Below are 25,815 nucleotides of genomic sequence, written 5' to 3'. Positions count from 1 at the left end.
TTTGGGCAAGCAATTGGTTGTCTTGGGCCGATATTGGCAACTGCCGGTTGAATTGCGGTCTTGGGGCAATTCTGCGATAACGGCACGCAGGCAGGTAATTCACAATCGAGGGTTGTTAATATGGCGGGGTTTTTGCAATTTTTAATTGAGGGCGTCTCGGCTTTCTACATCGGCCACAGCCTCGTCAGCCCCACGGTTCCCGGCATGATGCAGAATCTGCTGCACGAATCCGTCGAGATGCAGATCATCAACGGCGCCCCGCTGGAGATCCAATGGACGGACGCGCGGCACGCCCAGGGCGTGAACGGGCGCGAATGGCTGCCGAATCACGCGGTCGGCGCGCTCATCATCACCGAGCGCGTGCCGCTGGCCCCGGCGATGGATTATCACGACAGCGCCGGCTATGCCGCGAAATGGGTGGCGCTGGCGCGGCAGTCGAACCCGGATGTGAAGCCCTATCTCTACCAGACCTGGGACCATATCGAGCCGGGCTCGACGCGGCCCTGGCGTGACCGCATCCTGGCGGACCTGCCGCTATGGCAGGCGATCGCCGATCGGGTGAACGAGGACCTGCCGGAGGGAGGGGAGCCGATGCGGCTGATCCCGGCCGGCCTGGGCATGGTGCGGCTGCATGATGCCATCGAGGCCGGCAAGGTGCCCGGCGCCCGCTCGATCCGCGACTTTTTCCGCGACGACATCCATCCGACCGAGGCGGGAGGCTTCTATTTCATCGCGATGATCCATTACGCGACGTTGACCGGCCAGAGCCCGGTGGGGCTGACGAACCGGATCCCCGGCGGCGGCGGCCCCTATCCCGAAGTGCCGAAGGAGCAGGCCGCCGTGCTGCAGCAGCTTGCCTGGCAGGTGGTGCGGGACTTCGCGGCCGACTAGCGCCCGCGCGCCCATTCCTGGCGGTTGCGCCCCATGCGGACCGCCAGTGCGACGGCGGCATAGGTCGCGAAGCCCAGCGGATCTGCGGCGGCAAGGCGCAGCAGTTCGCCCTTGCCGGGGCGGACATGGCCCTGCCGGGAGGGCAGGTCGGGGAACAGCCGGGCGATCTCGGCCACGCCCATGTCCTGGCGCCGGCGCACGCGGACCAGCGGCGAAAAGCCCTCGACCAGCGGCCATTCATAGGGCTCGTCCACCAGGAACCGCTCGGCTTCCGCGAATTGCAGCCGGGCGAAGGTATCGTCCGAGATGATCTGCGGGAATGCTCCCCAGCGCGCCCGCCCTGCCTCGTTCACCGCGAAAAGCCCCGCTCCGGTGACGCCTTGGGCCACGAAGGGCAGCTTCTGCCAGAACCGGGCATAGGCGCGCGACACGGCGCTGCGCGCCGGGGCGACCACCAGCCGCCCGCCGGCATAGCGCGGCTCGTCCGCGTCCAGCACGCGGACGAGCCCCGACAGCAGCCGCGGCCCCATGCGGATATCGGCATCCAGATACAGCCGGATCCCCGGGCCGGCGCAGGCGTCGCCATGGTTCAGCGCGCCGATCTTGCCCCCCTGCGCCAGTTCCTCGACCCGCAACTGCCAGCCGCGGGCGGCAAAGCCGGGCTGCTGGGCGCGGGCGCGGGCGGCGGTATCGTCGCTGCAGCCGTTGGCGATCACGATGACTTCGGCCGGACCCCGGTGGTCCTGGGCCAGGATGTGCCCGAGACAGGCGCCGATATAGTCCGCCTCGTCATGGGCGGGCAGGATGATGGAGCAGGGGGGCGTCATCGGGCTGGGACCGGGCTTTCGGGCTGGCCGCGGCCGAATCGCCCGTCGCGGCCGTCCTGGGTGGATAATCGCGGGGCCGGGCCCGCCCCGATGTCGGAGCCGGGGCGGCCGGCCCGCCGCGACATGGGGATTCCGCCGCGCCGGGCCGGGAAATGCGGCGCATTCTTGTTATCGGGCGTGTTTTCGGTTGTCGCGTTCATGGCCGGGACGCTACCATGCCGCTGCCGTGAAAGTCATCGGCAGGCCGCAGTCCCCGGGACGGCGCCGTTTCATCAGAGGCAGAGGGGCCACAGGTTTGACGCCTGCGACAGGGAATGACCCGGACAGGACGCCGGCAGGACAGGCTGCGCCGGAAGCGGCGCGGGGCCATGTCTCCAGCAAGTTCATCCGGCGCGAGGCGGCGCTGGCCGCTTCGGACGCGAAACATGCCAAGATCATCGCGCAGCGATTCTCGCTGCTGCGCACCCGCATCCTGCGCGAGATGCGCAGCCGCGGCTGGAGCAAGCTTGCCGTGGTGCCGGTGACGCCGGGCGCGGGCGGCACCTTCGTGGCGGTGAACCTGGCGCTGGCGCTGGCACGCCAGCCGCATACGCAGGTGGCGCTGATCGACCTCGACCTCGGCCAGCCGGAGGTAGCGGGCCAGCTGGGCGTGCCGGGCTGCGGCGCGGTCTCGGCGGCGCTGCGCGAGGGCGGCGACCTGGACGCGCTGGTCTCGCGCGTGGACGAGGCGCCGAACCTCGCGGTTCTGGCGCCGGCGCGGGCCGAGCCGGGCGCGGCCGAGCTGCTGCAGGACGAGGCGCTGGCCCGGGCCATGCACCGGCTGCACGACAGCCACCCGGCCGAGATCGCCATCATCGACACCGCCGCGCTTCTGGGCGAGGATGCGGCGCTGGCTGCGCTGCCGCTGGCCGATGCGCTGCTGCTGGTGGCGGACGGGCGCCGCGGCACCGCCGCCGACATGGCGGAATGCGAACGGCTTCTCGTCGGCATGCCGCCGGTGATGGGCGTGGTCCTGAACAAGTCGGAAGACTGAATTTAAGAAAGACAGGGTTCGAGATTTGGGACCGATTCAATCCTTGCAGGATCTGATCTCGATGGTCTGGCGGCGCTTGCCGCTGGTCCTGACGATCCTGGTCCTGGGCGTGCTGATTTCCTTTTACCTGATCACCTCCTCGCCCCGTGTCTACGAGGCCTCGGCGGTCATCCAGCTGGACATGCCGGCCGCGATCGACCAGGGCAGCGACAGCTCGTTGCCGGCCTCGCGCCGCGTGCAGCTGATCGAGCAGCGCCTGATGGCGCGCGCCAACCTGCGCGAGGTGATCGAGCGGCTGGGCCTGTTCGCCGATTCCCCGCTGAGCGAGACCGAAAAGCTGGGCGCGCTGCGCAGCTCGACCCGGATCGAAAGCATCACCGCACCCGGCGTTTCGGTCGATTCCCGCATGTCGCTGGCGGCCATCGTCATCACCGCCCAGGCCGAGACCCCGGCCATGGCCGCCGCCCTCGCCAATGACTTCGCCAACAGCGTGGTGAACCGCGACCGCGAGAACCGCCAGCTGCGCATCCTGGAATCGCAGGAATACCTGCGCAACGAAGAGGCGCGCCTGAACGAGCAGCTTTCCGCACAGGAACGCAAGGTGGTCGAGTTCAGCGCCCGCAACGAGGATTCGCTGCCCACCTCGCAGGAATTCCTGCAGACCGAGCTGGCCCAGCTGACCGAGATGGAGACGACGCTGGACCGCGACGTCATGACCCTGCAGCGCGAGCGGCTGTCGCTGGAGGCGGGGGGCACGGCCTCCGAGGCGCGGCCCTCGGCCTCGCTGGTGCAGCAGATCCGCTCGGCCGAGATCGAGCTGGCGCAGGCGCGCCGGACGCTGTCGCCGAACCACCCCGAGATCAAGCGGCTGGAGGAGATCCTGGACCGTCTGAACAGCGGCGGCGGCAGCGGCGGCTCGGACGTGATCCGCCGCCAGGCCGAACTGATCGACGCCCAGCTCGCCAAGCTGAACGAGCAGAAGGCCGGGATCGCGGCGCGCCGGGTCGAGATCGACCGCGCCCGCGCCCGCGCGCCCGAAGTCACCCGCGAGCTCGAGGCGATGAACCGCCAGCAACGCCGCCTGCAGGACCGCTATAACGAGATCTCGCGCCAGCTCGCCCAGGTCGAGACCCAGCAGATGCTGATGGAGAACGACCAGACCGAGCGTTTCGTGCTGCTGGAGCGCGCCCTGCCGCCGGAATATCCCGCCATGTCCAACCGCAAGAAAAGCGCGGTCATGGGGGTGGGCGGCAGCATGGCGCTGGCGTTGACCGTGGCCTTCGTGCTGGAGTTGCTGAACCCGGTCCTGCGGCGCAGCGACCAGTTCGCCCGCGCCACCGGCACGCGGCCGGTCATCTCGCTGCCCTATCGGCTGTCCAGCGCCGACCTGCGCGCCCGCCGGCTGCGCAACATCTACATGGTCGCGCTGCTGGTGCTGGGGGCGCTGGTCGCGCTGTGGCTGATCGGCAAGATTCCCGGCCTGCCCTCGCCCGGCGTGGTCAGCATGCCGACCGACGGGATGGGCTGATGAGCCAGCCCGGCGGAACCGAAAGCCCCGGCGAGGCGCCGCGCAAGAGCCTCGCCTCGCGGGCTCTGGGCAGCGGCGCCTGGTCCATGGCCAATTTCGGCCTGGGCCAGATCATGCGGCTGGGGTCGAACCTGATCCTGACCCGCATCCTCAGCCCCGACGATTTCGGCCTGATGGCGCTGGTGACCAGCTTCCTGATCGGGCTGAGCATGTTCAGCGACATGGGTTTCGGTCCGTCGATCATGCAGAGCAAGCGTGGCGACGACCCGGATTTCCTCGATACCATCTGGACGCTGAAGATCATCCGCGGCTTCCTGATCTTCCTGGCGGCGATGGCCATGGCCTGGCCGCTGGCCTGGTTCTACGACGCCTCGCTCTTTGGCTGGGTGTTCCCGGTGGCGGCCACCTCGATGATCGTCGGGGGGTTCCTGCCGACGCGGATCGACACCGCCGCCCGCCATCTGCAGCTGGGCCGGCTGACGGTGATCGAACTGTGCAACCAGCTCATCGGCATCCTGCTGACCATCGCCGCCGCGCTGATCCTGCAATCGGTCTGGGCGCTGGTCTGGGGCAATGTGCTGGGCGCCTTTGCCCAGCTGCTGATGTTCCGCCTGTTCCTGCCCGGCCACCGCAACCGCTTCCGGATGGAGCCCGAGGCCCGCGCCGAGGTGATGAAATTCGGCAAGTGGATCTTTTTCAGCACCATCTGCGGCTTCCTGCTGTTCCAGGGCGACCGCATCATCCTGGGCCGGGTGCTGACGCTGCATCAGCTGGGCATCTACAATATCGGCCTGTTCCTGGCCACGGTTCCGGCCATGCTGGGCTCGTCCATCGCCAGCCGGCTGTTCATTCCGATGTATCGCCAGCACCCGCCGGCCGAGGGTCCCGAGAATGCCCGCATCCTGGCCCGCACCCGCGCCGGTCTGACCGCGCTGCTGCTGGTGGCGGCGGTGGTGCTGGCCTGGGCCGGGCCGCCGCTCGTCGATCTGCTCTATGATCCGCGCTATGCCGCGGCGGGCGGCATCCTGGTCGCCGTCGCCTGCATCCAGATGCTGCAGGTCATCCCGATCAGCTATGAATATTCGGCGCTGGCCGCCGGGGATTCGCGCGGCTTCTTCATCATGCAATCCTCGCGGGCGGTGATCTATTTCACCCTGGTCGTCACCGGGGCCGCGCTTTACGGCCTGCCGGGCCTGCTGATCGGCCAGGCGCTGTCGCAGGTGTTCTGCTATCCGGTGACGGTCTGGCTGGCGCGCCGGCACGGCTGCTGGGACCCGCGGCACGATCTGGTCGCCGCCATGATCGCCCTGGTCGCGGCCGCGGCCGCGCTGGCCGGGCATCACGGCGCGGTGCTGGCCGCCATGTCGCCCTGACGGGCATCGCCGGCCATTTTCCCTCTTCCGGTTCCGCTTGCCCTGGCGCTATTGCTGCCGGAACGTCACGAGGAGGCACCGGATGAGCGACGACAACACCCCGCGCAAGTCCCGCATCACGCGGGAAGAGGCTCTGGCCTATCACCTGGAGCCCCGTCCGGGCAAATACGACATCGTCGCCTCGACCCCGATGGCGACGCAGCGCGACCTGTCGCTGGCCTATTCCCCCGGCGTGGCGGTGCCTGTCGAGGCCATCGCCGAACGGCCCGAGACCGCCTATGACTATACCGTCAAGGGCAACATGGTCGCCGTGGTCTCGAACGGCACCGCGATCCTCGGCCTTGGCAATCTGGGCGCGCTGGCCTCGAAGCCGGTGATGGAGGGCAAGGCGGTGCTGTTCAAGCGCTTCGCCGACGTGAACGCCATCGACATCGAACTGGACACCGAAGACCCGGATCAGATCATCAACGCCGTGCGGCTGATGGGCCCGACCTTCGGCGGCATCAATCTCGAGGACATCAAGGCGCCGGAATGCTTCATCATCGAGCAGCGGCTCAAGGAGTTGATGGACATCCCGGTCTTCCATGACGACCAGCACGGCACGGCGGTGATCTGCGCGGCGGGGCTGATCAACGCGCTGGAGCTGTCGGGCAAGAAGATCGAGGACGTGCGCATCGTGCTGAACGGCGCCGGCGCGGCCGGCATCGCCTGTCTGGAACTGCTGAAATCCATGGGCGCGCGGCATGAGAACTGCATCATGTGCGACACCAAGGGCGTGATCTACCAGGGCCGCACCGAGGGCATGAACCAGTGGAAATCCGCCCATGCCGTGGTGACCGAGGCCCGGACGCTGGAAGAGGCGATGAAGGGCGCCGACGTGTTCCTGGGCGTTTCGGCCAAGGGGGCGGTGACGCAGGACATGGTGCAGAGCATGGCCGAGAACCCGGTCATCTTCGCCATGGCGAACCCCGATCCCGAGATCACCCCGGAAGAAGCGCATGCCGTCCGCCCCGACGCCATCGTCGCCACCGGGCGGTCGGACTACCCGAACCAGGTCAACAATGTCCTGGGCTTTCCCTATCTGTTCCGCGGCGCGCTGGACATCCATGCCCGCGCCATCAATGACGAGATGAAGATTGCCTGCGCCCGGGCGCTGGCCGAACTGGCGCGCGAGGATGTGCCGGACGAGGTCGCCGTGGCCTATGGCCGCAAGCTGCAATTCGGCCGCGACTATATCATCCCGACGCCCTTCGACCCGCGGCTGATCCATGTCGTTCCGCCGGCCGTGGCACGCGCGGGCATGGATACCGGCGTCGCCCGCCGGCCGATCATCGACATGGAAGGCTATGTCCAGTCGCTCAAGGCGCGCATGGACCCGACCGCGGCGATCCTGCAGGGCATCCATGCCCGCGCCCGCCAGGCCCAGGCCCGGATGATCTTTGCCGAGGGCGACGACCCGCGTGTGCTGCGCGCCGCCGTCGCCTGGCAGCGCGGCGGCATGGGCCAGTCCATCGTCGTCGGGCGCGAAACCGATGTGAAGGAGAAGCTGGAGGCCGCCGGCCTGGGCGATGCCGCGCGCGAGATCGCCGTGGTCAATGCCGGCAATTCCCGGCATCTGGAGCAATATCACGAGACGCTCTACGCCCGGTTGCAGCGCAAGGGCTATGACCGCGAGGACGCGGTCAAGCTGGCCAATCGCGACCGGCATGTCTTCGCCTCGCTGATGCTGGCGCATGGCCATGGCGACGGGCTGGTGACCGGCGCGACGCGCAAGAACGCGCATGTGCTGTCGCAGATCGGCATGGTCTTCGACGTTACCCCCGCCGACGGCGCCGTGGGCATCACCGCGGTCCTGCACAACGGCCGCATCATCCTGATGGGCGACACGCTGGTGCATGAATGGCCCGAGGCCGACGACCTGGCCGACATCGCCACCCGCGGCGCCCATGTGGCGCGCGGCCTGGGGCTGGAGCCGAAGGTCGCCTTCCTGTCCTTCTCGAACTTCGGCTATCCGGTCAGCGAGCGGGCGGTGAAGATGGCCCACGCCACCGAGGTGCTGGATGCGCGCCGCGTCGATTTCGAATATGAGGGCGAGATGACCGTGGACGTGGCGCTGAACCCGTCGCAGGCGGCGAAATACCCGTTCTCGCGGCTGAAGGGGCCGGCCAACGTGTTGGTGGTGCCGGCACGGCATTCGGCCTCGATCTCGGTGAAGCTCTTGCAGGAGATGGCGGGGGCGACGGTGATCGGCCCGATCCTGACCGGGGTGCCGCAGCCGATCCAGATCTGCTCGACCGGCTCGACGGTGAACGACATCCTGAACATGGCCGCCATCGCGGCGGGCCGGCTGGGGCAGGTGAAATAGGCCCGGAACGGAAAAGCGCCCCCGAAACGGGGGCGCTTTCTTCCTTGCGTCGGGATCAGAACCGATAAGAGGCGCGCAGCTGCACCAGGTCGAGGTCCAGATCGTTGCCGCTTGCGCCGGTGCTGTCCTCAAGCACGTCCTTGAAGTCGTTGCGGGTATATTCCGCGCCGACGGTGAAACGCTCGGCCACCTTGTAATCGACGCCGATGCCGTAGGTCAGGCCGGTATCCGAGAACTCGTCCGTCTTCAGCTTGGCGGCGCCCACGGTGACATAGGGCAGGAACTTGCCCATGTCGGCGCCGGCGCGCAGCCGCAGCCGGGTCAGGTCGCCGTCGCTGTAGTCATTGTCCGGCGAGATGCGGTTGTAATCCAATTCGCCGCCCAGCACGAACTTGCCGAAGCCGCGCTGATAGCCGGCATGCAGGCCATAGCCGTCGAAATCGCCGAAATCGGCCAGCGCGCCGCGATCACCCAGATCGCCCGAGCCCTGCCCGTATTGCAGACCTGCGTAGAAGCCCGTCCAGTCGCTCGCCTCGATCGTCATCGGCGGAGCGACGGGCGCGACCACCGGCTGCTCGACCACCGGGGCGGCATAGCCGCCTGCATATGCCCCACCCGCCAGCAGCGAGATCAGCGTTGCGTAACCAATTGTTTTCATTTTGAGCTCTCCATTTCTTTCGGGCTGTTGGTCGCCCAGATCACTCGGCCCTATGCCTATCACCCGGCTCGCCGATTGGAAGGTTTTGCGGCGCCGCAGCACGGACAAGTGCGAAGCGGTGACCGGCCCCCCGTAGCGCGACAGGGGAAATGCAAAGGGATGAACGGCTTAGCCGCTCAAGCGGATTTGAGCAGGCGTGATCGGGTAAACCTGTTGTTTTTCAGCTTGTTGCTGTTGTTAACGAATGTTGCCGGATTGTCAGTCTTGCGCTTCGCCGAAACATTCCCCGCGCTCGGCCTGACGCTGGCGTTCGCGGAATCGGGCGCGGTCGGTCTCGGAATATTCGCCGGCGCAGCGGTGGCAGCTGACGCCTTCCTCGTATTCCGGGCGGTCGCGATCCTCGGGCGCCAGGGGCCGGCGGCAGGCGTGGCAAAGCGCGTGGCGGCCCTGCCGCAACCCGTGGCCCAGGCTCACCCGCCTGTCGAAGACGAAGCATTCGCCGCGCCAGAGGCTGTCCTTTTCGGGCACCTCCTCCAGGTATTTCAGGATGCCGCCTTTCAGGTGAAAGACCTCGGGCACGCCCTCGCCCAGCAGGAAATTCGTCGACTTCTCGCAGCGGATGCCGCCGGTGCAGAACATGGCGATGCGCTTGCCCGCGAAGCGGTCGCGGTTCTGGCGCCACCATTCCGGAAAGTCGCGAAAGCTGCGGGTGCCGGGATCGACGGCGCCGGCGAAACTGCCGATTTCGACCTCGTAATCGTTGCGGGTGTCGATCACCGCCACGTCGGGGGCGCTGATCAGCGCGTTCCAGTCCTGCGGGGCGACATAGCGGCCGACCGCGGCGGTGGGATCGACCTCGGGCTGGCCCATGGTGACGATCTCGCGCTTCAGCCGCACCTTCATGCGGCCGAAGGGCATGGTCTCGGCGGTGCTTTCCTTCCAGTCCAGCCCCGCGCAGCCGGGCAGGGCGCGGATATGGGCCAGCACCGCGTCCAGCCCCGCGCGGGTGCCGGCGATGGTGCCGTTGATCCCCTCGGGCGCCAGCAGCAGCGTGCCCCTGACCCCGTTCGAGCAGGCGCATCTGGCCAGCGGCGCCTTCAGCGCGGCGGGGTCGGGAAAGCGGGTGAAATGGTAAAGCGCGGCAACGATCAGCATGGGCTGGCCATAGCGCCGCGCCGGGGTGCAATCAAGTTGCCGCATTGACGCCTCCGCCGCCTGCGCCTACCAATTTTCTTGGGAAAAACAGGAGAGGCGCCATGGCAAAAGCCCTGATCGTCATCGACATGCAGCTGGATTTCTGCCCGGGCGGGCGGCTTGCCGTGGCCGGCGGGGACGAGATCGTGGCGCCGATCAACGACCTGATGGCGGATTTCGACGCCGTGGTGCTGACCCAGGACTGGCATCCCCATGACCATGCCAGCTTTGCCGACAACCATCCCGACGCCGCCGCATTTTCGCAAGTCGAGATGCCCTACGGCCCGCAGGTGCTGTGGCCCGCGCATTGCGTGATCGGCTCGGCCGGGGCGGGGTTCCATCCGACGCTGGCCGTCGATTGCGCCGATCTGGTGATCCGCAAGGGCTTCCGGCCGCAGATCGACAGCTATTCCGCGTTTTTCGAGAACGACCACCGCACCCCCACCGGGCTGGCCGGCTATCTGCGCGAGCGCGGGCTGGACGACCTGACCTTCGTCGGCCTTGCGCATGATTTCTGCGTCGCGTGGTCGGCCGTCGATGCGGCGAAGCTGGGTTTCCGCGCCACCGTGATCGAGGAGGCCACCCGTGCCATCGACCTGAACGGCTCGCGCGAGGCGGCGCGCGAGACCATGCGCAAGGCAGGGGTGACACTCGCATGATGATCCCGACGGTCGATATCGCCACCCGCGTCTATAACCACAAGTGGAAGATCGACCCGATCGTCCGCTCGCTGATCGACGACGATTTCTACAAGCTGCTGATGTGCCAGTCGGTGTTCCGCAACCGGCCCGACACGCAGGTGACCTTCAGCCTGATCAACCGCACCAGCCGCATCCGCCTGGCCGAGCTGATCGACGAGGGCGAGCTGCGCGAGCAGCTGGACCATGTCCGCGGCCTGTCGTTGACGCGGGGCGAAAGCACCTGGCTGCGCGGCAATACCTTCTACGGCAAGCGGCAGATGTTCCGCCCGGATTTCATGGAGTTCCTGGAGAACCTGCGCCTGCCCGCCTATCACCTGGAAAAGCGCGACGGCCAGTATGAGCTGATCTTCGAGGGGCGTTGGCCCGAGGTCATGCTGTGGGAGATCCCGGCGCTGGCCATCATCATGGAGTTGCGGAGCCGCGCCGTCCTCAAGGACATGGGCCGGTTCGAGTTGCAGGTGCTCTATGCCCGGGCCATGGCCCGGCTTTGGGAAAAGATCGAGGAATTGCGCACGCTCGGCCCCGACCTGCGCATCGCCGATTTCGGCACGCGGCGGCGGCACAGCTTCCTGTGGCAGGACTGGTGCGTGCAGGCCATGGTCGAGGGCTTGGGCGACCAGCGCTTCATCGGCACCTCGAACTGCCTGATCGCCATGCGCCGCGACATCGAGGCCATCGGCACCAATGCCCATGAACTGCCGATGGTCTATGCCGCGCTGGCCGATACGGACGAGGAATTGCGCCGGGCGCCCTATCGCGTGCTTGCCGACTGGCACGAGGAACATGACGGCATGCTGCGCATCATCCTGCCCGACACCTATGGCACCAAGGGCTTTCTGGACCACGCGCCGGACTGGCTGGCCGGCTGGACCGGCATCCGCGTCGACAGCGGCGACCCGGCCGAGGGCGCCGAGACGGCGATCCGCTGGTGGCAGGACCGCGGCGAGGATCCGCGCGACAAGCTGATCATCTTCTCGGACGGGCTGGATGTCGAGAAGATCAAGGAGCTTTTCCAGCGCTTCCACGGCAGGGTGAAGGTCAGTTTCGGCTGGGGCACCTTGCTGACCAACGACTTCCGCGGGCTGGTGCCGGGCGACGGGCTGGCGCCGTTCTCGCTGGTCTGCAAGGCGGTGGCGGCCGAGGGGCGGCCGACCGTCAAGCTTTCGGACAATCCCGAAAAGGCCACCGGGCCCCAGGACGAGATCGAACGTTACAAGCGCATCTTCGGCGTCGGCCGGCAGCAGCGCATGGACGTGGTGGTCTAGACCGGGAAATGGACAGGCCCCGGCACGTGGGGTCCGGGGCCTTGGGTGTCAGCGCGAAAGCGCCGGTTGCAGCGCGCGACGGTTGGCAGCATGGCGCTTGGCAAGCTGCCGTCCCTCGCGACCGTTGCCCAGACGGCGGGCGGGCTCGCGCGCGCCGCTCTCGGACAACAGTCCGGGGAACAGCGCCAGGATTTCGGCACGGGCCTCGGGCGAGACCGATTTCAGCGCCTCGGGGCCGGTGAACAGCGATTCGGTCAGCGCGCCTTCCGAGCAGACGATCTCGTGCCGGTCGAACAGCAGATGGTAATAGGTCAGCGCCTCGCAATCATCGACCAGCTCGATGCCCTCGATCCCGGTCAGGTGCTTGGCGGCGACCAGGACCTCGGCCGCGCCGCAGATGCGCTCGGCGATCTTCGAGCTGACCAGGATGCGGTGCTGCTGCGAGACGTAAAGGTCACGGCTGGGCAGGCCCGAGCCAAGCGCGCCGGCGCGGATGCGCACCGGGCGCATCTTCTCGAAGGCCCGCAGCAAGGCGCTTTCGACCGGCTTCGAGCCGATCCAGCGCAGCGGCTGCGCGCCATGGTCGCGGGTGACGACCATGTCGCCGATCCGCAGCGCCTCGACCGGCACCTGGCCGCGCTGGGTCAGGATCAGCGTGCCGTGGCGGAAGCAGATGAAGGCCGGCGCGCCTTCGAGCCCGTAGCGCGAGGTGTCGAGCCGGTCGAAATCGCTGCGCACATAGCTGGTCAGGGTGATCGACTGGATCGGTTTGCCTGGTGACGCCGTCAATCTCGGCCTGCGCGGCCGTGGCGGGCGGCGGCACCAGCACCAGGTTGCCGTCGGTGTCCTGCAGGATGCGCAGCTGCACATTGCGGGCGCTGGTGCCGTCCGTATAGGTTACGGTGCCGCGATAGATGATCCCGGAATCGGCGTAATGGCGCACGCCGTCATGGATGCCGTATTCGCCCGAGGACACGCCGAAGCGGTTGTCGAAGGAAATCGCGCCGTCGTCATTGCCGTCGTGCAGCGTTATGGCGTTGATCTCGCGCGCCAGTGGCCGGTCGGCGCTGCCGAAGGTCGAGCCCACCAGTTCCGCGGCGCGCTCGGCGCCCAGAAAGCGTTCATCGGGATCCAGATCCCGATGCGTTCCAAGATAGATGACACGGATCGACGTCGTCGTCGGCATGGCAGACCCTAATCGTTAACAGGCCCCCGCACATGAGGGCACAAGAGACACATTCAACCATCGCGCCATTCCGGACCGGCGACGCCGACCCGTGCATGGAGAAGAGGGCGGAAAAACACATGCCCGCGCCTCACCGGCTAACTAGAAGATGAATAAAACTTTATTAACCTGTCGAAATGGGCAGGTTATCGACCAATATCAGATATAGATCTTTTTATTTCAATATCTTGCGCATGATCGCCGGATACGGGTGCCCGGGCTTCCCGGCGATCGTGACGCAAGGTCACGCGCGCTGCCGGTCAGAGCCGGTCGCGCCAGCGGTTGACCAGCGGATAGCGCCGGTCCAGCCAGAAGGCCTTGGTCGAGATGCGCGGCCCCGGCGCCGCCTGGTATCGCTTCCATTCACTGCCATAAAGCAGGGTCTCGACCTTCTTGACCGTCTCGGGCTCGAAGCCTTGCGCGACCAGGTCCTTCAGCGCCAGGTCCTTCTCGACCAGCCCTTCCAGGATCGCGTCCAGCACCTCATAGGGCGGCAGGCTGTCCTGGTCCTTCTGGTTGGGGCGCAGCTCGGCCGAAGGCGGCTTCGAGATGATCTGCGGCGGGATCACCTCGCCCGCGCGGCCCAGCATCCAGTCGCGATGATTTTCATTGCGCCAGCGGCAGGTCTGGAAGACGCGGGTCTTGTAGAGATCCTTGATCGGGTTGTAGCCGCCGGCCATGTCGCCATAGATCGTGGCATAGCCGACCGCGACCTCGGACTTGTTGCCGGTGGTCAAGAGCAGCTCGCCGAACTTGTTCGACAGCGCCATCAGCATCACGCCGCGCAGCCGGGACTGGATGTTTTCCTCGGTCGCGTCGGGCTGGGTGCCTTCCATCAGATGGGCCAGCGCCTCGCCCACCGCGTCGCGGGCGCCTTCGATATGCACGGTGTCCAGCCGCGTGCCCAGCCGCCCGGCGCAATCGGCGGCATCATCGAGGCTGGCTTGCGAGGTGTATTCGCTGGGCAGCATGACGCAGCGCACGTTCTCGGGCCCGATGGCGTCGCTGGCGATGGTGGCGACCAGCGCCGAGTCGATGCCGCCCGACAGGCCCAGCACCGCCTTGCGGAACCCGGACTTGCGCATGTAGTCGCGCAATCCTTCCATCATGGCGCGGTAGTCCTGCTCCCACTCGTCGGGCATGTGGTCCATCCGGCCCGGCACAGCCCGCCAGCCTTGCGGGGTGCGGGTGAAATCGACATGCGCCAGCATCTCGTCGAAGGGCGCCAGCTGCATGACCTTGACCGCGCCGCCATCCTCGCCCGGGTTCAGCACGAAGCTGCCGCCGTCATAGACCTGGTCGTCCTGCCCGCCGACCGAGTTCAGGTAGATCAGCGGCAGCCCGGTCTCGACCACGCGGGCGACCATATGGCCCATGCGCAGGTCCAGCTTGTTGCGGTGATAGGGGCTGCCGTTCGGGACCAGCAGGATTTCGGCCCCGGTTTCGGCCAGCGTTTCGCAGACCTCGGGCCACCAGGCGTCCTCGCAGATCGGGCTGCCGATGCGCAGCCCGTCCAGGCTGTAGGGCCCCGAGATCGGCCCGACATTGAACAGCCGCCATTCGTCGAACAGCTGCTTGTGCGGCAATTCGTGCTTGAGCACCCGCGCCACGACCTTGCCGCCCTTGAGGATCCAATAGGCGTTGTAAAGCCGGTCCTCCTCGGCATAGGGGCCGCCGATGCCGATGGCGGGGCCGTCCACGCAGTCCCGCGCCAGATCGACGATATGGGCCATGGCCTCCTGCGTGAAGCCGGGCTTCAGCACCAGGTCCTGCGTCTGGTAGCCGGTGATGAACATCTCGGGCAGGGCCAGAAGGTCGGCGCCGGCCTCGCGCGCCGCGGCCCAGGCCTCGCGCGCCTTGGCGGCGTTGCCGGGCAGGTCGCCCACGGTCGGGTTCAGCTGTCCAAGGGTGATGCGGAACGTGTCGGTCATGGCGCTTCCTTACCGGATCTTGCCCCCGTTGATAGGTCAGCGCGCGGCAAAGGAAAAGTCGGGCTTTGCGCCGGCGCGCCCCTTGCGATAAACCGATGCCAAAAGCAGCAACGAGGCGGAGTGCAGCACCCATGAAGGCAGCCCTTGTCGCCTGCGCGGTGATCCTTGCCGGCGCGGGCATGGCCGGTGCCCAGGCGGTCATCACCAAGCAATATGACGACGGCGGCGTCTACGAGGGCACCTTCCGCAACGGCAAGCAGCACGGGCGCGGCACCTATACGCTGCCCTCGGGCTACGAATATACCGGCGACTGGGTTGAGGGCGAGATCCTGGGTCAGGGCGTGGCGAAATTCCCCAACGGCTCGGTCTACGAGGGCGCCTTTGCCCGCGGCAAGCCGCATGGCAAGGGCAAGATCACCTATGCCGATGGCGGCAGCTACGAGGGCGACTGGCTGGACGGCCAGATCACCGGGCAGGGCGTGGCGCATTACGCCAACGGCTCGGCCTATGAGGGCGGCTTCCTGAACGCGCTGCACGACGGCAAGGGGGTGCTGACCCAGCCGAACGGCTATCGCTACGAGGGCGACTGGAAGGCCGGCGTCAAGGAAGGCTTCGGCAAGATCACCTATCCCGACGGCGCCACCTATGAAGGCGAGATGAAGGCGAACCAGCGGTCCGGCCAGGGCAAGCTGACCATGGCGGACGGGCTGAATTACGAGGGCGGCTGGTCGGCGGGTCAGATGGCCGGGCAGGGCAAGCTGACCCAGCCTTCGGGCGACAGCTACGAGGGCCGCTTCGCCAATGGCAAGCGCGAGGGCAAGGGCGTGGCGACCTATGCCAATGGCGACCGCTACGAGGGCGATTTCCGCGCCGACAAGCGTTGGGGCGTCGGCACCTTCACCGGCACCGACGGCTATGTCTATACCGGCGACTGGGTCGAGGGCCGGATGGAGGGTCTGGGCCGCATCACCTATCCCGACGGCTCGATCTACGAGGGGGCGCTGCAAAACGACCTACCGCATGGGCGTGGGCTGATCACCTATCCGGATGGCGCCAGCTATGACGGCGAATGGGTCGAGGGCGTGATCGAGGGGCAGGGCGTGGCCAAATACGCCAACGGCCTGGTCTACGAGGGCGGCTTCAAGCGCGGCCGCAACGAGGGGCAGGGCCGCATGACCTATCCCGACGGCTATGTCTATAACGGCGCCTGGCGCGACGGGCAGCGGCACGGGCAGGGACAGGCGACCTATCCCGACGGTACCACCTATGACGGTTCCTTCGTGGACGGGCTGCGGCACGGCAAGGGCCGGCTCATCGCGCCGGACGGCTTCCGCTACGAGGGCAGCTGGAAGGAAGGCGAGATCGACGGCGAGGGCGTCGCGACCTATGCCAACGGCGATGTCTATACCGGCCATTTCGTGATGGGCAAGCGCCAGGGCGCCGGGGTGATGCGCTATGCCACCGGCCAGGTCGCCTCGGGCGAGTGGGAGGACAACCGGCTGGCCGTTCCGACCGAGGGCGCTGTACCCGAGGGCGCCGAGACGCCCGAAGGGGCGGTGCCGGCCGAGCCGAGCGAGGGCGACTAGGCTAGGGTCCGGGGCGGCCGTCCGCCTCCGCCTTGTTCGTGTCGGATGCGGCGGGCGGTTTCCGCCCTGATCCGTCCTTGCAGGGCCGGGCGAACCAAGCGCGGCGTTTTCAACGCCGGATTGTCGAGGTTTCGCCATTCGCAAGGCGGCAGGAACGGGAATTTTTGGCCATCGAGCAGAAAAACAGCTCCGAGGAGGCCGGTGTAATAGCCGTTGCATCCTCCTCTCCCCGAGCGTAGCTCACGCGCAACAGTGTCATACTGCTCTTCCCGGACCTTGGCGTCGGTCTGGGCGTCGTAAATGCCGGAATCACCGAATTTGTAGGACGTGACCCTGACATAGCGATCGTTGAAGCAAAGGAATTCAAGCCTGCGGGCAAGGATCGTTCTGCCATCCGTGGCAAAAAGCGCGACCGGAGCGCGGGGAAAATAATATTGCAGCTTGAGCATCATGCCATTTGGTAGGGTGACGCTTTTGAGCGCGTGCCTGACCCATTGCACCCCCGCGACCGCCGCCCAGAACAGGAAAAGAAAGACCGGAAGCAGAAGCAGATGACGGGCGAACGTGCGCTCCATCGCCATCATTTCCTTGGGTTAAAGTAAATGCTATTTCTGCGGTCTCTTAGCACCTCTGCCGAAAAGCTTGCGCGCCATGTTCCGCTGATGTGATAGGGTATGCCGCCGGGTTCGAAATTCATATCCAGAGGATCGGCAAATTCATCGGCGAACTCAAAGTTGCTTTCACCGGTGATCCGCAGCATATCGTCGTGATATTCGACCGTTCCCAGGAAGGAGCCTGAGACCGTTCCCCTGCCATGCGAAAAGGCTACGTCGCCGAATTGATAGGTGTTATTGAAAGGCACGTAAAGCTCTCCGGCTCCATTTTCTCGAGCCGCGTCGGAAATTTGGCCCGACAGCCTGCGAAACGAACCTTGTGCGCCATCAGCATAAGCATATTGCTCGGCGATCTCACGCAAATGCCCGATCTCTTCCAGGGTCACGGCGCGCCCGTCAGCAAAGTAGTGCGACACGAATTCCCGGTTCCCACACCGGACGGGGCCGGACGGGAAATCCGAGGTGAATTCGTGAAGCGCGAACTCGGTCTCGCCAAGGATAGGGATCGGCCGCGCAGCGGCAGTTGTAATCCTCGCCCGGATGGGCGGTATCAGGGGGATCGTCCCATGCAAACACGCGGCCATCGTTGGCACGATGTGCCGGTCGCACAAAATTGTCGCCTTGGCAGCGCCAGACATACCGTGCCGTGGTCCCTGCCTGCTTCAGGGACAAGGGGATCGGCGTGCCCTTGCGCAGATAGGCGCTGAAGGCAGTTCGATAGGCTTCCGTGTGGATCATGTTCATGCCGGGAACCTCATATGCCGCGCGGCATCCTCCAACAGCAGATCACAAGATTCGGTTAATGATGCGCGTGTTGCGCGCCTTCCCTCATTCCACCACCCGCACTCCCGCCGTCTCGCCCCAATGCGCAAAGGGCAGCACCCGCCCGTTCCGCCGGCTTTCCGCCACCAGATCCAGATCGACCGGCGCCTTGACCCAGCCGGGCACGTCCATCAATCCCTCGGCCAGCACGCCGCTTTCCGGCCACAGCCCGTCCGGCGGCGCATAGATCGCCGCCGCGCCGCGGTTTTCGTCGATGGCCGGGTTCCAGTCCACATCGCCCACCGTCGGGGCCTGCACCACGACGCACTGGCTTTCCAGCGCCCGGGCCATGGCGCCGATCTTCACCCGGTTGAAGCCCGCCACCGTGTCGGTGCAGGAGGGGGTCAGGATGATCTCGGCCCCGGCCTCGGCCAGAACCCGGCCCAGCAAGGGAAATTCGCTGTCATAGCAGATCAGCACGCCCAGCCGCCCCACGGGCGTGTCGAAGACCCGCAGGCCCGGTGCGCCGACCACGTCCCAGTCCTCGCGCTCGAAGCGGGTCATCACCTGCTTGTCCTGATGGCCGATCCGGCCCCCGGGACCGAACAGCACCGCGCGGTTGACCGGGCGCGGCCCCTCGAAGCAGGGCCCCGATGCGGCCAGGATATGCAGCCCGTGCCGCGCCGCCAGCTCGGCATGCAGCGCGTCGCGCGCGGTCTCGTGCCGGGCGACCTCGTGCAGCGAGGCTTCGAGGTTGCCGGCCACTTCGCGCCCGCCCAGCGAGGCCAGCTCCATCGCGCCGTATTCGGGAAAGACCAGCAGGTCGCAATCGGCTGCGTCCTCGACCCAGGCGGCGATCTTGGCGCGATAGGCGTCGAAATCCTCCATCCAGTCGAAGGGATAGGCCGCGGCGGCGATCTTGACGGTCCGGGTCACAGTTCTTTCATCCAGAATTGCAGCGGTTTGCGGGTCGGCGCGTCCGCGCCGATGTCCTTCCATTCGAACCCGGCCACGACGCCGGGCAGCGGAGCATAGCCGCGCTTGCGCCAGAACCCGTCCAGCGGGCGATAGTCCGCAGGACGCAGCGGATGGTCGGCCGGGCGGATCACGCTGCAAAAGACGCTGTAGCGGCGGCCGAGCGCGCGGCCCTGCGCCTCGCGCCCGTCGAAGAAGGCGTGGCCCAGGCCATGGCCGCGATAGTCCGGCAAAAGCACCGATTCCGCGCAATAGAAGATCTCGTCCAGCCGCTCGGGCCGGCCAGCGAAGGCGGCGGCGAAATCGTCGGCGTGATCCTCCATCGGCGCGCCGGTCGAGGCGCCGATCATGCGCTCGCCGTCCCAGGCCGCCACCACCACGGCGCCGGGCGACTGATAGGCGCGCAGATAGTCGCGCTCGTATTCCAGGTCGCCGTCATAGAGATAGGGCCAGTCGCGGAACACTGCGATGCGCAGCCGCGCCAGATCGTCCAGCACGGAGGCCACGGCATCCCCGGTCAGGCTTTCGGTGCGGATCACGCCGAGACCTGCCGCGTCCAGTCGGCGAGGTTGTAATAGGTCGTCACCCGCGCGATCTTGCCGTCCCGGATGGTGAAGAAGGCGCCGGCCGGCAGGACGTATTTCTGGCCCTTCGCCTCGGGCAGGCCTTCGTCGGTGGCGAGGTAGGTGCCGTTGACCACGAATTCCGCCGCGGCCCGGTCGCCCGTCTCGTTGGCGAAGATCACCATGTCGGTCAGCTCTTCGCGGTAGCTGCGGGTCATATGGGCGTTGAATTCGGCGAACTTGTCCTTGCCGCGGCGGATGCCGCCCTCGTTGACGTGATGTTCGATCTCGTCATGCAGATAGCCCAGCATCTCGTCGGTGCGGCCGGCGTTGAAGGCGTCGTAATAGGCGGCGATCAGGGCCTTGGTATCCATGGAAAACCTCCTTGTTTCGACCCGTCTAGCGCGCGGCGGGCGCCGCGTCACCTCCGCCCTTTGGCGGAGGGCTCAACCCTTCTTCCGTTCTGACGCATCGTTACCATCCGCGCAGGACCGTCGCCCCGTCCCGCCTAGTCCCCGACCAGGGCGGGCGGGACGCGCAGGATGGCCTCGTGATGGGCGATCGCCTCTTCGAGCCGGTCGAAGACGGTCAGGCGTCCGCGATCCAGCACCGCGCCCATGGTGCACATGTTGCGGATCATCGGCATGGAGTGGCTGACCACGATGGCGCCCGAACTGGCCATGCGCTGGTTGAAGACGCGCTGCGACTTGGCGCGGAAATCGGCATCGCCGACGCTGGTGACCTCGTCCACCAGATAGGTGTCGAAATGGATGCCCATGCTGGTGCCCATCGCCAGCCGCGAGCGCATCCCCGAGGAATAGCTGCCGAAGGGCTGGTGGTAATGCTGGCCCAGCTCGGCGAAATCCTCGACGTAATCGACCAGTTCGTCGCTGTCCACGCCATAGATCCGGGCGACGAAACGCACATTCTGGGCCCCGGTCAGCTCGCCGTGGAAACTGCCCATGAAACCCACCGGCCACGAGATGGTGCCGTCCGACAGCACCCGTCCCGAGGTGGGCGAGACGGTGCCCGCGATCATCCGCAGCAGCGTCGACTTGCCGGCGCCGTTGCGGCCCAAGAGCGCCACCGAGGCCCCGGTCGGGAACACCGCGTTGATGTTGTCCGCGACCAGGGTCCGGCGCCCCTTGAGCCGATAGACCTTGGTCAGGTTCTCCAGCCAGATCATGGCTCAGCCGCGGTCGCGGATGCTGTAATAGATCAGGACCAGGATCGACCAGCCGGCCAGCAGCATGCCCGCGACCATGGCCAGCAGCCAGGGCCGGTTCGGCTCGGTCGAGCTTTGCGCCACCTTGGGCTCGATATGGGCGGCCAGGTAGCGGGCCTGACGCTGCGCCTCGGCCAGCGCCGTCTCATAGGCGATGCGGGCCGAGCGATAGGCGCCCTCGGCGAATTCGCGGTCCACGGCGAGCTTTTCGTATTCGGCCATCAGCTGGGCATAGCTTTCGCCCGACGGCCCCTGACCCTCGGCGCCGAACTTGCCGCGCTCGGCGTCGATCAGCCGGCGCAGGGCGTCGATCTTCTGCTGCGACTGGGTGACGCGGTGGTCGGTGGGCTGGGCATTGTCCAGCAGCATGTCATGGGCGACCAGCGCCTCGGCCAGTTGCGCCTGCAGCCCGCTCAGCACGCCCATCTGCCCGGCCAGGTCCGCCTCGGGATCGACGATCTGCGAGCGCATGCGGAAGGCGGTCATCGCCTGCCGCGTCTCGGTCAGTTCGGCGCGGGCCTTTTCCAGCTCGGCCTTGGCCAGCCGGGTGGCGTCGTCGCGGGCGATGGTCGAAAGCTGGTTGATCTTGTCCGAGCTTTCCTGGAACACCGCCGCGGCGATGGCCTGGGCGTCCTGCGCAGAGAAGGCGCTGACCTGCAGGGTGATCAGCTCGGTGGTGTTGTCGTAAAGGACCTTGACCTGGCGCTGCCAGTAGTCGGTCAGATCCTCGATATGGTCCTCGGGGTCGAAGGCGAAGACGAAGTCATGCGGCCAGTCGCGCGAGAAGCGCGCGCGCAGGTCCAGCCGGGCGTCGATCTTTTCGACCATGTCCTGGCTGCGGATGTATTCGTAAAGGATGTCCGTGTCCGACGCGCCGGTGCCGCCCGCGAAGGGGGCCAGGCCCCCCAGCAGGTCGATCGAGGGCGTCGCCTGTTCCTTGCGGACCGAGAAGCCGACGGTCGAGACATATTGGTCGCTGGCGCGGACCCAGAGATACCAGGCCCAGACCGCGGTCGGCAGCACCACCAGCGCCAGGAACGAGGCCAGCATCAGCCAGTGGCGGCGGCGCGGCCGGGCCAGGCCGACGGGCGGGCGCACCGGCTGGACCGGGATCGCGGGCGCGCCGGGCATCGTCCGGTGGCCGGGCTGCGCCACGGCCTGCTGCATGGGCCGCACCGGGATCGGCTGGCCCTGTCCCGGTCCTTGCGGACGCAGGGCGGGCGGGGGGTGATTGCCCTGCGCCATCGGGCGCTGCTGTCCCGGCGCGCCCGCGGGTCGCGCGGGCTGGCCCTGCGGGGGTTGGCCCGGACCGGGCTGGCCTTGCGCCGGGTGGTTCCGGGGCGGAGGGCCGGGCGGCCGCTGGCCCGGCGGGCGCTGCGGATCGGGGCCGGCTGCCTGCACGGCCTGAAACGGCCGTTGCGGCGGCGCGGCTTGCGGGGCCGCCTGTCCGGCCATTCCCCCCTGGCCGGGATGCGGGCCGGGACGCGCCGAGGATTGCTGATCGCCGGCCGGCCGGGCCGGCTGGCCGGGCTTGCCGCCGGCCGGGTCAGAGGGGATGGTCACGGCAATGGCGCTTTCGCTGGTTTACCTTTTGCGTGCATTTGTTACATATTGCCGGCTGCCAAGACCAGTATTTGCGTTCACATGTTCGACAAATCCCGCAAAATTCGCCGTCGCCGGCGCCCCGCCCGCAACGGGCCGCGCTTTCGCATGGCGCGGATCGTCGCGGCGCTGATGCTGCGCGAGATGGCCACCACCTACGGCCGCTCGGCCGGGGGTTATGTCTGGGCGGTGCTTGAGCCGGTGCTGGGGGTGGCGCTGCTGTCGGTGATCTTCAGCCTGGCGCTGACCAGCCCCGGGCTGGGCTCGAATTTCCCGCTGTTCTACGCCACCGGCTTCCTGCCCTTCGCCATGTTCAACGACCTGGCCAACAAGACCGCCTCGTCGATCCGCTTTTCGCGGCCGTTCCTGGCCTATCCCAGCGTGACCTTCATCGATGCGCTGATCGCGCGGGTGCTGCTGAACGCGCTGACCCATATCGCGGTGATCGCGCTGGTGATCTCGGGGATCTTCGTGATCTACCGCCTGCCGGTTGTGGTGAACCTGGCCTCGGTCTTCGAGGCGCTGCTGCTGGTGACGCTGCTGGGCGTCGGGGTCGGAACGCTGAACTGCTATCTGATGACTGCCTTCCCGATCTGGGAACGCGTCTGGCAGATCCTGACCCGGCCGCTGTTCCTGATGTCCGGCATCTTCTTTCTTTATGACCTCATGCCCAGCCAGGCGCAGGATTTCCTGTGGTTCAACCCGCTGATCCATTGCGTCGGCCTGATGCGCGAAGGCATCTATCCGACATATGAGGCGCGTTATCTCAGCCACGAGCTGGTGATCGGCGTCTCGGTCGGGCTGCTGCTGCTGGGCCTGATGCTGCTGGAGCGCAGCCACCGCGACCTGCTCGAACGCTAGAGCAACAGGTCCGAGGCGTCCAGTTGCGCCAACGCGCCCAGCTCGATGGTCAGCTCGGCGCGGCCGTCGCCGTCCAGATCGACCAGCAGCCGATGCGCATCGGGCGTCGACCAGTCGGCGCGGACCTGGCCGGCGCCCGAGAACGCGTCGCTGCCGATGAAGGTCAGGTTCAGCCCGGAAAGATCGATGCGGTCCTCGCCCGGGGTGAAGTCCAGAATGACGTCGGTGCTGCCGTCCAGATTGTCCAAGCCGGAAAAGACGAAGACATCGGCGCCGGCCCCGCCGATCAGCGTATCCGCGCCGCGCCCGCCCTCCAGCGTGTCGCTGCCCCGGAAACCGTAGAGCGTGTCATTGCCCTCGTCGCCCTGCAGCCAGTCGCTTCCGGCCTGGCCCAGCAGCGAATCGTTGCCCGCGCCGCCGAAGAGGTTGTCGTGGCCGGGACCGCCCACCAGCATGTCATCGCCCGGCTCGCCATGCAGCGTGTCATTGCCCGGGCCGCCGTAAAGCGTGTCGTTGCCGATGCCGCCGAACAGCAGGTCATGGCCTTCATTGCCATGCAGCAGGTCGTTGCCCTGATGGCCGTGAAGCGTATCGTGACCCTGGCCGCCATGCAGCGCGTCGTTGCCCTCGCGGCCCAGCAGCAGGTCGTGGCCTTCGGCGCCGAACAGCGTGTCGTCGCCGGCGCCGCCGTCCAGGCTGTCATTGCCGATGCCGCCGAACAGATAGTCGTTGCCGATGCCGCCGAACAGCGTATCGTTGCCGAGCCCTCCGAACAGCCGGTCGTCCCCCGGCCCGCCCATCAGCCGGTCGTTGCCCTGCCCGCCATAGAGCGTGTCGTTGCCCGCACCCCCCTGCAGCGTGTCACTGCCAAGCGCGCCGTGCAGAATGTCATTGCCCGGCCCGCCCAGCAGCAGGTCGTCGCCGGCATGGCCGTGCACGGTCGAGCCGTTGCGCCCGGCGCTCAGCGTGTCGTTGCGCGCGGTGCCGACCACCACGGTGCGCATGTCGGGCGGCGCGTAATGCGCGACCGGGAAAAGCGAATTGTCGAAGGCGCTCGCCTGGAGCATCGTGTTGTCGCGTGTCATGATCCAGATTACCGAATTTCCGTAAAAGATCTTGATTCCATAGCTTTGCGGGCTGAAGACCAGCTGCGCCGTGCTGCGGACCATGCCCAGGAAGGACAGGTCCAGCCGGTCCACGCCCGGCTCGAAATCGGTGATGGTGATCCTGCCGTTGACCTCCATCGGCACGAAGACGTCGGCGCCGGCGCCGCCCGTCATCTGCACCGGATTGCTGCCGGCGATCAGGATGTCGTCCCCGGCGCCGCCGTCCATGCTGGTCGTCTCGGCGCCGGCCCGCATCATGTCGCCGCCCTCGGTCCCGGATTGCCGGCCCGCGCCCACCACCCGGGTAAGGCCGGTCCCGCCCGGCTCGAAGACGAATTGCGTGATGCCGCTTTCGGTGCGGGAGGAGACGAAAAGCGCGATCCTGCCGTCGATCGCCACCGCCGAGATGGCCGAGACGTCGGCCAGCGCCCGGTCGTCGGTATCGACCAGCGTCGTCAGGTGCATCAGCCGGCCGTCGGGCAGCAGGGTGAAGACGCTGATGCCGTCGTCGCCGCCCCCGACGAAGACATAGCCGCGGCCGTCCAGGGTCAGGGTCTCAAGCGCGGTGGCGCCGGCGAAGCGGGTGGTCAACTCGTCGATGACGTGATCGACCGGCAGCAGCTCGCCGCCATAGGTCAGCCGCATCGTCGTCAGCGACGAGCTTTGCGCCGAGGCCACCACCAGCCAGGTCACGCCGTTGACCGTGACCGTGCCCAGGTGGCTGGGCTGGTCCATGCCCAGCCCGCGATAGGACCAGATCATCTGCGCCGTGCCGACCGTGCCGTCGGCATGGACCATCTGCACCGCGACGTAATTGCCGGTGGCCGAGGCCGAGACGATGAAGCTGCGGTCGCCCAGCCTGGCGACCAGCATGTCGTCGATCTCGGTGCCCTGGACGCCCGAGCCCAGCGGCAGCGCCGCGCGGGTGACATGGCTGATCGAGCCGTCTCCGGCCGAGCGCCAGATGTCGAAGGCGGTCTGCCCGTCGCGCGCCGAATAGAGGAAGCTGCCTTGCGGCGTCTGGAACTGCCCCAGCCGGATCACGTCGCCCGGCAGCGCCCCCGGCCCCAGCAATTGCGCGCCGTCGCGAAAATCGCCCTCGGCCCCCAGCCGGATGCCGTGGCCGAGCGCCTCGCGCAGCCCGGTGCCGAACAGCACCGGGCCGCCGTTCAGCGTGACGATGCTGGCGCCGGGGGTGCCGGCATAGCGCAGCGCGGCGGCATGGGGCTGGGCGCCCATCATCTCGATCGGCTGGTCGGCCGAGGTGATGCGGTAGGCGGCGATCCCGCCCCCGACATGGGTCACGCTGTAAAGGGCATGGCCATTCGGCCCGGCAAAGGTCTTCAGGTCCGTGATATTGGTCACGAAGGGCGATTGCGGGCCGATATAGGTTGCGACGTGACGGTAACGCATTGCGGGTTTCGCTTGTGGCAGCTCGATGGTGGTGCCCCAAGAAAGCGCCGGCCGGCCCCGCCAAGTCACGCATTATTCCCCGTGCATTTTAACGTCCGCAGGCATAGGTTGGCGCCG

At 67.2% G+C, this 25,815-nt stretch carries 24 protein-coding genes; 10 read left to right on the top strand and 14 right to left on the bottom strand.

Annotation, left to right across the window (positions count from 1 at the left end):
• Window positions 1–204 precede the first annotated feature (204 nt).
• On the top strand, window positions 205–891 hold the full coding sequence (locus tag L632_RS0114770) for a hypothetical protein (RefSeq protein ID WP_232220982.1): 687 nt from the start codon (window positions 205–207) through the stop codon (window positions 889–891).
• Here the strand turns inward: L632_RS0114770 and L632_RS0114765 are convergent.
• Window positions 888–1,718, bottom strand: a complete 831-nt coding sequence (locus tag L632_RS0114765) for a glycosyltransferase family 2 protein (protein ID WP_028717055.1) — start codon at window positions 1,716–1,718, stop codon at window positions 888–890. The two genes, L632_RS0114770 and L632_RS0114765, sit on opposite strands and share 4 nt — an antisense overlap.
• A 295-nt stretch (window positions 1,719–2,013) precedes the next feature.
• On the opposite strand from L632_RS0114765, the gene L632_RS0114760 reads away from it, so the two are divergent.
• The 4 genes from L632_RS0114760 (at window position 2,014) to L632_RS0114745 (ending at window position 8,017) form a co-directional block, all read left to right on the top strand.
• On the top strand, window positions 2,014–2,751 hold the full coding sequence (locus L632_RS0114760; protein ID WP_028714277.1) for a chromosome partitioning protein: 738 nt from the start codon (window positions 2,014–2,016) through the stop codon (window positions 2,749–2,751).
• A 43-nt stretch (window positions 2,752–2,794) separates the two neighbouring features.
• Complete coding sequence (locus tag L632_RS0114755) at window positions 2,795–4,279, top strand: LPS biosynthesis protein (protein ID WP_028717054.1); 1,485 nt, start codon at window positions 2,795–2,797, stop codon at window positions 4,277–4,279.
• On the top strand, window positions 4,279–5,652 hold the full coding sequence (locus L632_RS0114750) for an oligosaccharide flippase family protein (RefSeq protein ID WP_028714279.1): 1,374 nt from the start codon (window positions 4,279–4,281) through the stop codon (window positions 5,650–5,652). Before L632_RS0114755 ends, L632_RS0114750 begins: the two co-directional genes overlap by 1 nt.
• Window positions 5,653–5,734: 82 nt before the next feature.
• Complete coding sequence (locus L632_RS0114745) at window positions 5,735–8,017, top strand: NADP-dependent malic enzyme (protein ID WP_028714280.1); 2,283 nt, start codon at window positions 5,735–5,737, stop codon at window positions 8,015–8,017.
• 55 nt (window positions 8,018–8,072) lie between these two features.
• On the opposite strand, the gene L632_RS0114740 is transcribed toward L632_RS0114745, so the two are convergent.
• Both L632_RS0114740 and L632_RS22765 read right to left on the bottom strand, forming a co-directional pair.
• Window positions 8,073–8,675, bottom strand: coding sequence for an outer membrane protein (locus L632_RS0114740; RefSeq protein ID WP_028714281.1), 603 nt, complete (start codon window positions 8,673–8,675; stop codon window positions 8,073–8,075).
• 258 nt (window positions 8,676–8,933) lie between these two features.
• Window positions 8,934–9,830: a rhodanese-related sulfurtransferase gene (locus tag L632_RS22765; RefSeq protein WP_028714282.1), complete on the bottom strand. Its 897-nt coding sequence runs from the start codon at window positions 9,828–9,830 to the stop codon at window positions 8,934–8,936.
• A 101-nt stretch (window positions 9,831–9,931) separates the two neighbouring features.
• On the opposite strand from L632_RS22765, the gene pncA reads away from it, so the two are divergent.
• Together pncA and pncB are read left to right on the top strand one after the other, a co-directional pair.
• Window positions 9,932–10,528, top strand: coding sequence for a bifunctional nicotinamidase/pyrazinamidase (pncA, locus tag L632_RS0114730; protein WP_028717053.1), 597 nt, complete (start codon window positions 9,932–9,934; stop codon window positions 10,526–10,528).
• The gene (gene pncB / locus L632_RS0114725) at window positions 10,525–11,835 is read left to right on the top strand and encodes a nicotinate phosphoribosyltransferase (protein WP_028714284.1); all 1,311 of its coding nucleotides are present in this window, start codon (window positions 10,525–10,527) and stop codon (window positions 11,833–11,835) included. The genes pncA and pncB overlap by 4 nt, the downstream gene beginning before the upstream one ends.
• A gap of 48 nt (window positions 11,836–11,883) precedes the next feature.
• Here pncB and L632_RS22760 read toward each other — a convergent pair whose 3' ends face one another.
• Window positions 11,884–12,624 (bottom strand): Hint domain-containing protein, encoded by a 741-nt coding sequence (locus L632_RS22760; RefSeq protein WP_232220981.1) that lies wholly within the window; start codon window positions 12,622–12,624, stop codon window positions 11,884–11,886.
• On the opposite strand from L632_RS22760, the gene L632_RS24695 reads away from it, so the two are divergent.
• Complete coding sequence (locus tag L632_RS24695) at window positions 12,587–13,033, top strand: hypothetical protein (protein ID WP_028717052.1); 447 nt, start codon at window positions 12,587–12,589, stop codon at window positions 13,031–13,033. The genes L632_RS22760 and L632_RS24695 overlap by 38 nt on opposite strands.
• 287 nt (window positions 13,034–13,320) lie before the next feature.
• On the opposite strand, the gene L632_RS0114710 is transcribed toward L632_RS24695, so the two are convergent.
• Complete coding sequence (locus L632_RS0114710) at window positions 13,321–14,991, bottom strand: NAD+ synthase (RefSeq protein WP_028717051.1); 1,671 nt, start codon at window positions 14,989–14,991, stop codon at window positions 13,321–13,323.
• Between the two features lie 131 nt (window positions 14,992–15,122).
• On the opposite strand from L632_RS0114710, the gene L632_RS0114705 reads away from it, so the two are divergent.
• Window positions 15,123–16,577, top strand: a complete 1,455-nt coding sequence (locus tag L632_RS0114705; RefSeq protein WP_028717050.1) for a 2-isopropylmalate synthase — start codon at window positions 15,123–15,125, stop codon at window positions 16,575–16,577.
• Here the strand turns inward: L632_RS0114705 and L632_RS0114700 are convergent.
• From L632_RS0114700 to L632_RS0114670, 8 genes are all read right to left on the bottom strand, one after another.
• On the bottom strand, window positions 16,574–17,152 hold the full coding sequence (locus L632_RS0114700) for a hypothetical protein (protein ID WP_198021834.1): 579 nt from the start codon (window positions 17,150–17,152) through the stop codon (window positions 16,574–16,576). The genes L632_RS0114705 and L632_RS0114700 overlap by 4 nt on opposite strands.
• A gap of 5 nt (window positions 17,153–17,157) precedes the next feature.
• On the bottom strand, window positions 17,158–17,577 hold the full coding sequence (locus L632_RS24390) for a hypothetical protein (RefSeq protein WP_156929474.1): 420 nt from the start codon (window positions 17,575–17,577) through the stop codon (window positions 17,158–17,160).
• A 10-nt stretch (window positions 17,578–17,587) separates the two neighbouring features.
• Window positions 17,588–17,935, bottom strand: a complete 348-nt coding sequence (locus L632_RS23920) for a minor capsid protein (protein ID WP_084637833.1) — start codon at window positions 17,933–17,935, stop codon at window positions 17,588–17,590.
• Between the two features lie 84 nt (window positions 17,936–18,019).
• Window positions 18,020–18,889, bottom strand: coding sequence for a carbon-nitrogen hydrolase family protein (locus L632_RS0114690; protein ID WP_028713213.1), 870 nt, complete (start codon window positions 18,887–18,889; stop codon window positions 18,020–18,022).
• On the bottom strand, window positions 18,886–19,467 hold the full coding sequence (locus tag L632_RS0114685; RefSeq protein WP_028713214.1) for a hypothetical protein: 582 nt from the start codon (window positions 19,465–19,467) through the stop codon (window positions 18,886–18,888). Before L632_RS0114685 ends, L632_RS0114690 begins: the two co-directional genes overlap by 4 nt.
• Complete coding sequence (locus L632_RS0114680; RefSeq protein WP_028713215.1) at window positions 19,464–19,865, bottom strand: ketosteroid isomerase-related protein; 402 nt, start codon at window positions 19,863–19,865, stop codon at window positions 19,464–19,466. The genes L632_RS0114685 and L632_RS0114680 overlap by 4 nt, the downstream gene beginning before the upstream one ends.
• A gap of 134 nt (window positions 19,866–19,999) precedes the next feature.
• On the bottom strand, window positions 20,000–20,677 hold the full coding sequence (locus tag L632_RS0114675; protein ID WP_028717048.1) for an ABC transporter ATP-binding protein: 678 nt from the start codon (window positions 20,675–20,677) through the stop codon (window positions 20,000–20,002).
• A 3-nt stretch (window positions 20,678–20,680) separates the two neighbouring features.
• Window positions 20,681–21,961 (bottom strand): capsule biosynthesis protein, encoded by a 1,281-nt coding sequence (locus tag L632_RS0114670; RefSeq protein WP_232215695.1) that lies wholly within the window; start codon window positions 21,959–21,961, stop codon window positions 20,681–20,683.
• Between the two features lie 465 nt (window positions 21,962–22,426).
• Here L632_RS0114670 and L632_RS0114665 point away from each other — a divergent pair, with 465 nt between their 5' ends.
• On the top strand, window positions 22,427–23,179 hold the full coding sequence (locus tag L632_RS0114665) for an ABC transporter permease (protein WP_028713218.1): 753 nt from the start codon (window positions 22,427–22,429) through the stop codon (window positions 23,177–23,179).
• On the opposite strand, the gene L632_RS25120 is transcribed toward L632_RS0114665, so the two are convergent.
• Entirely contained in the window at window positions 23,176–25,698 is a 2,523-nt protein-coding gene (locus L632_RS25120; protein ID WP_028717047.1) for a calcium-binding protein, read from the bottom strand. The two genes, L632_RS0114665 and L632_RS25120, sit on opposite strands and share 4 nt — an antisense overlap.
• Window positions 25,699–25,815: the final 117 nt, after the last annotated feature.

The organism is Paracoccus sp. J39 (assembly GCF_000518925.1).
In the GTDB taxonomy this organism is placed as follows: Bacteria; Pseudomonadota; Alphaproteobacteria; order Rhodobacterales; family Rhodobacteraceae; genus Paracoccus.
The sequence above is the reverse complement of the archived record's forward strand: the minus strand, read 5'-3'. Positions and strand labels throughout refer to the sequence as shown.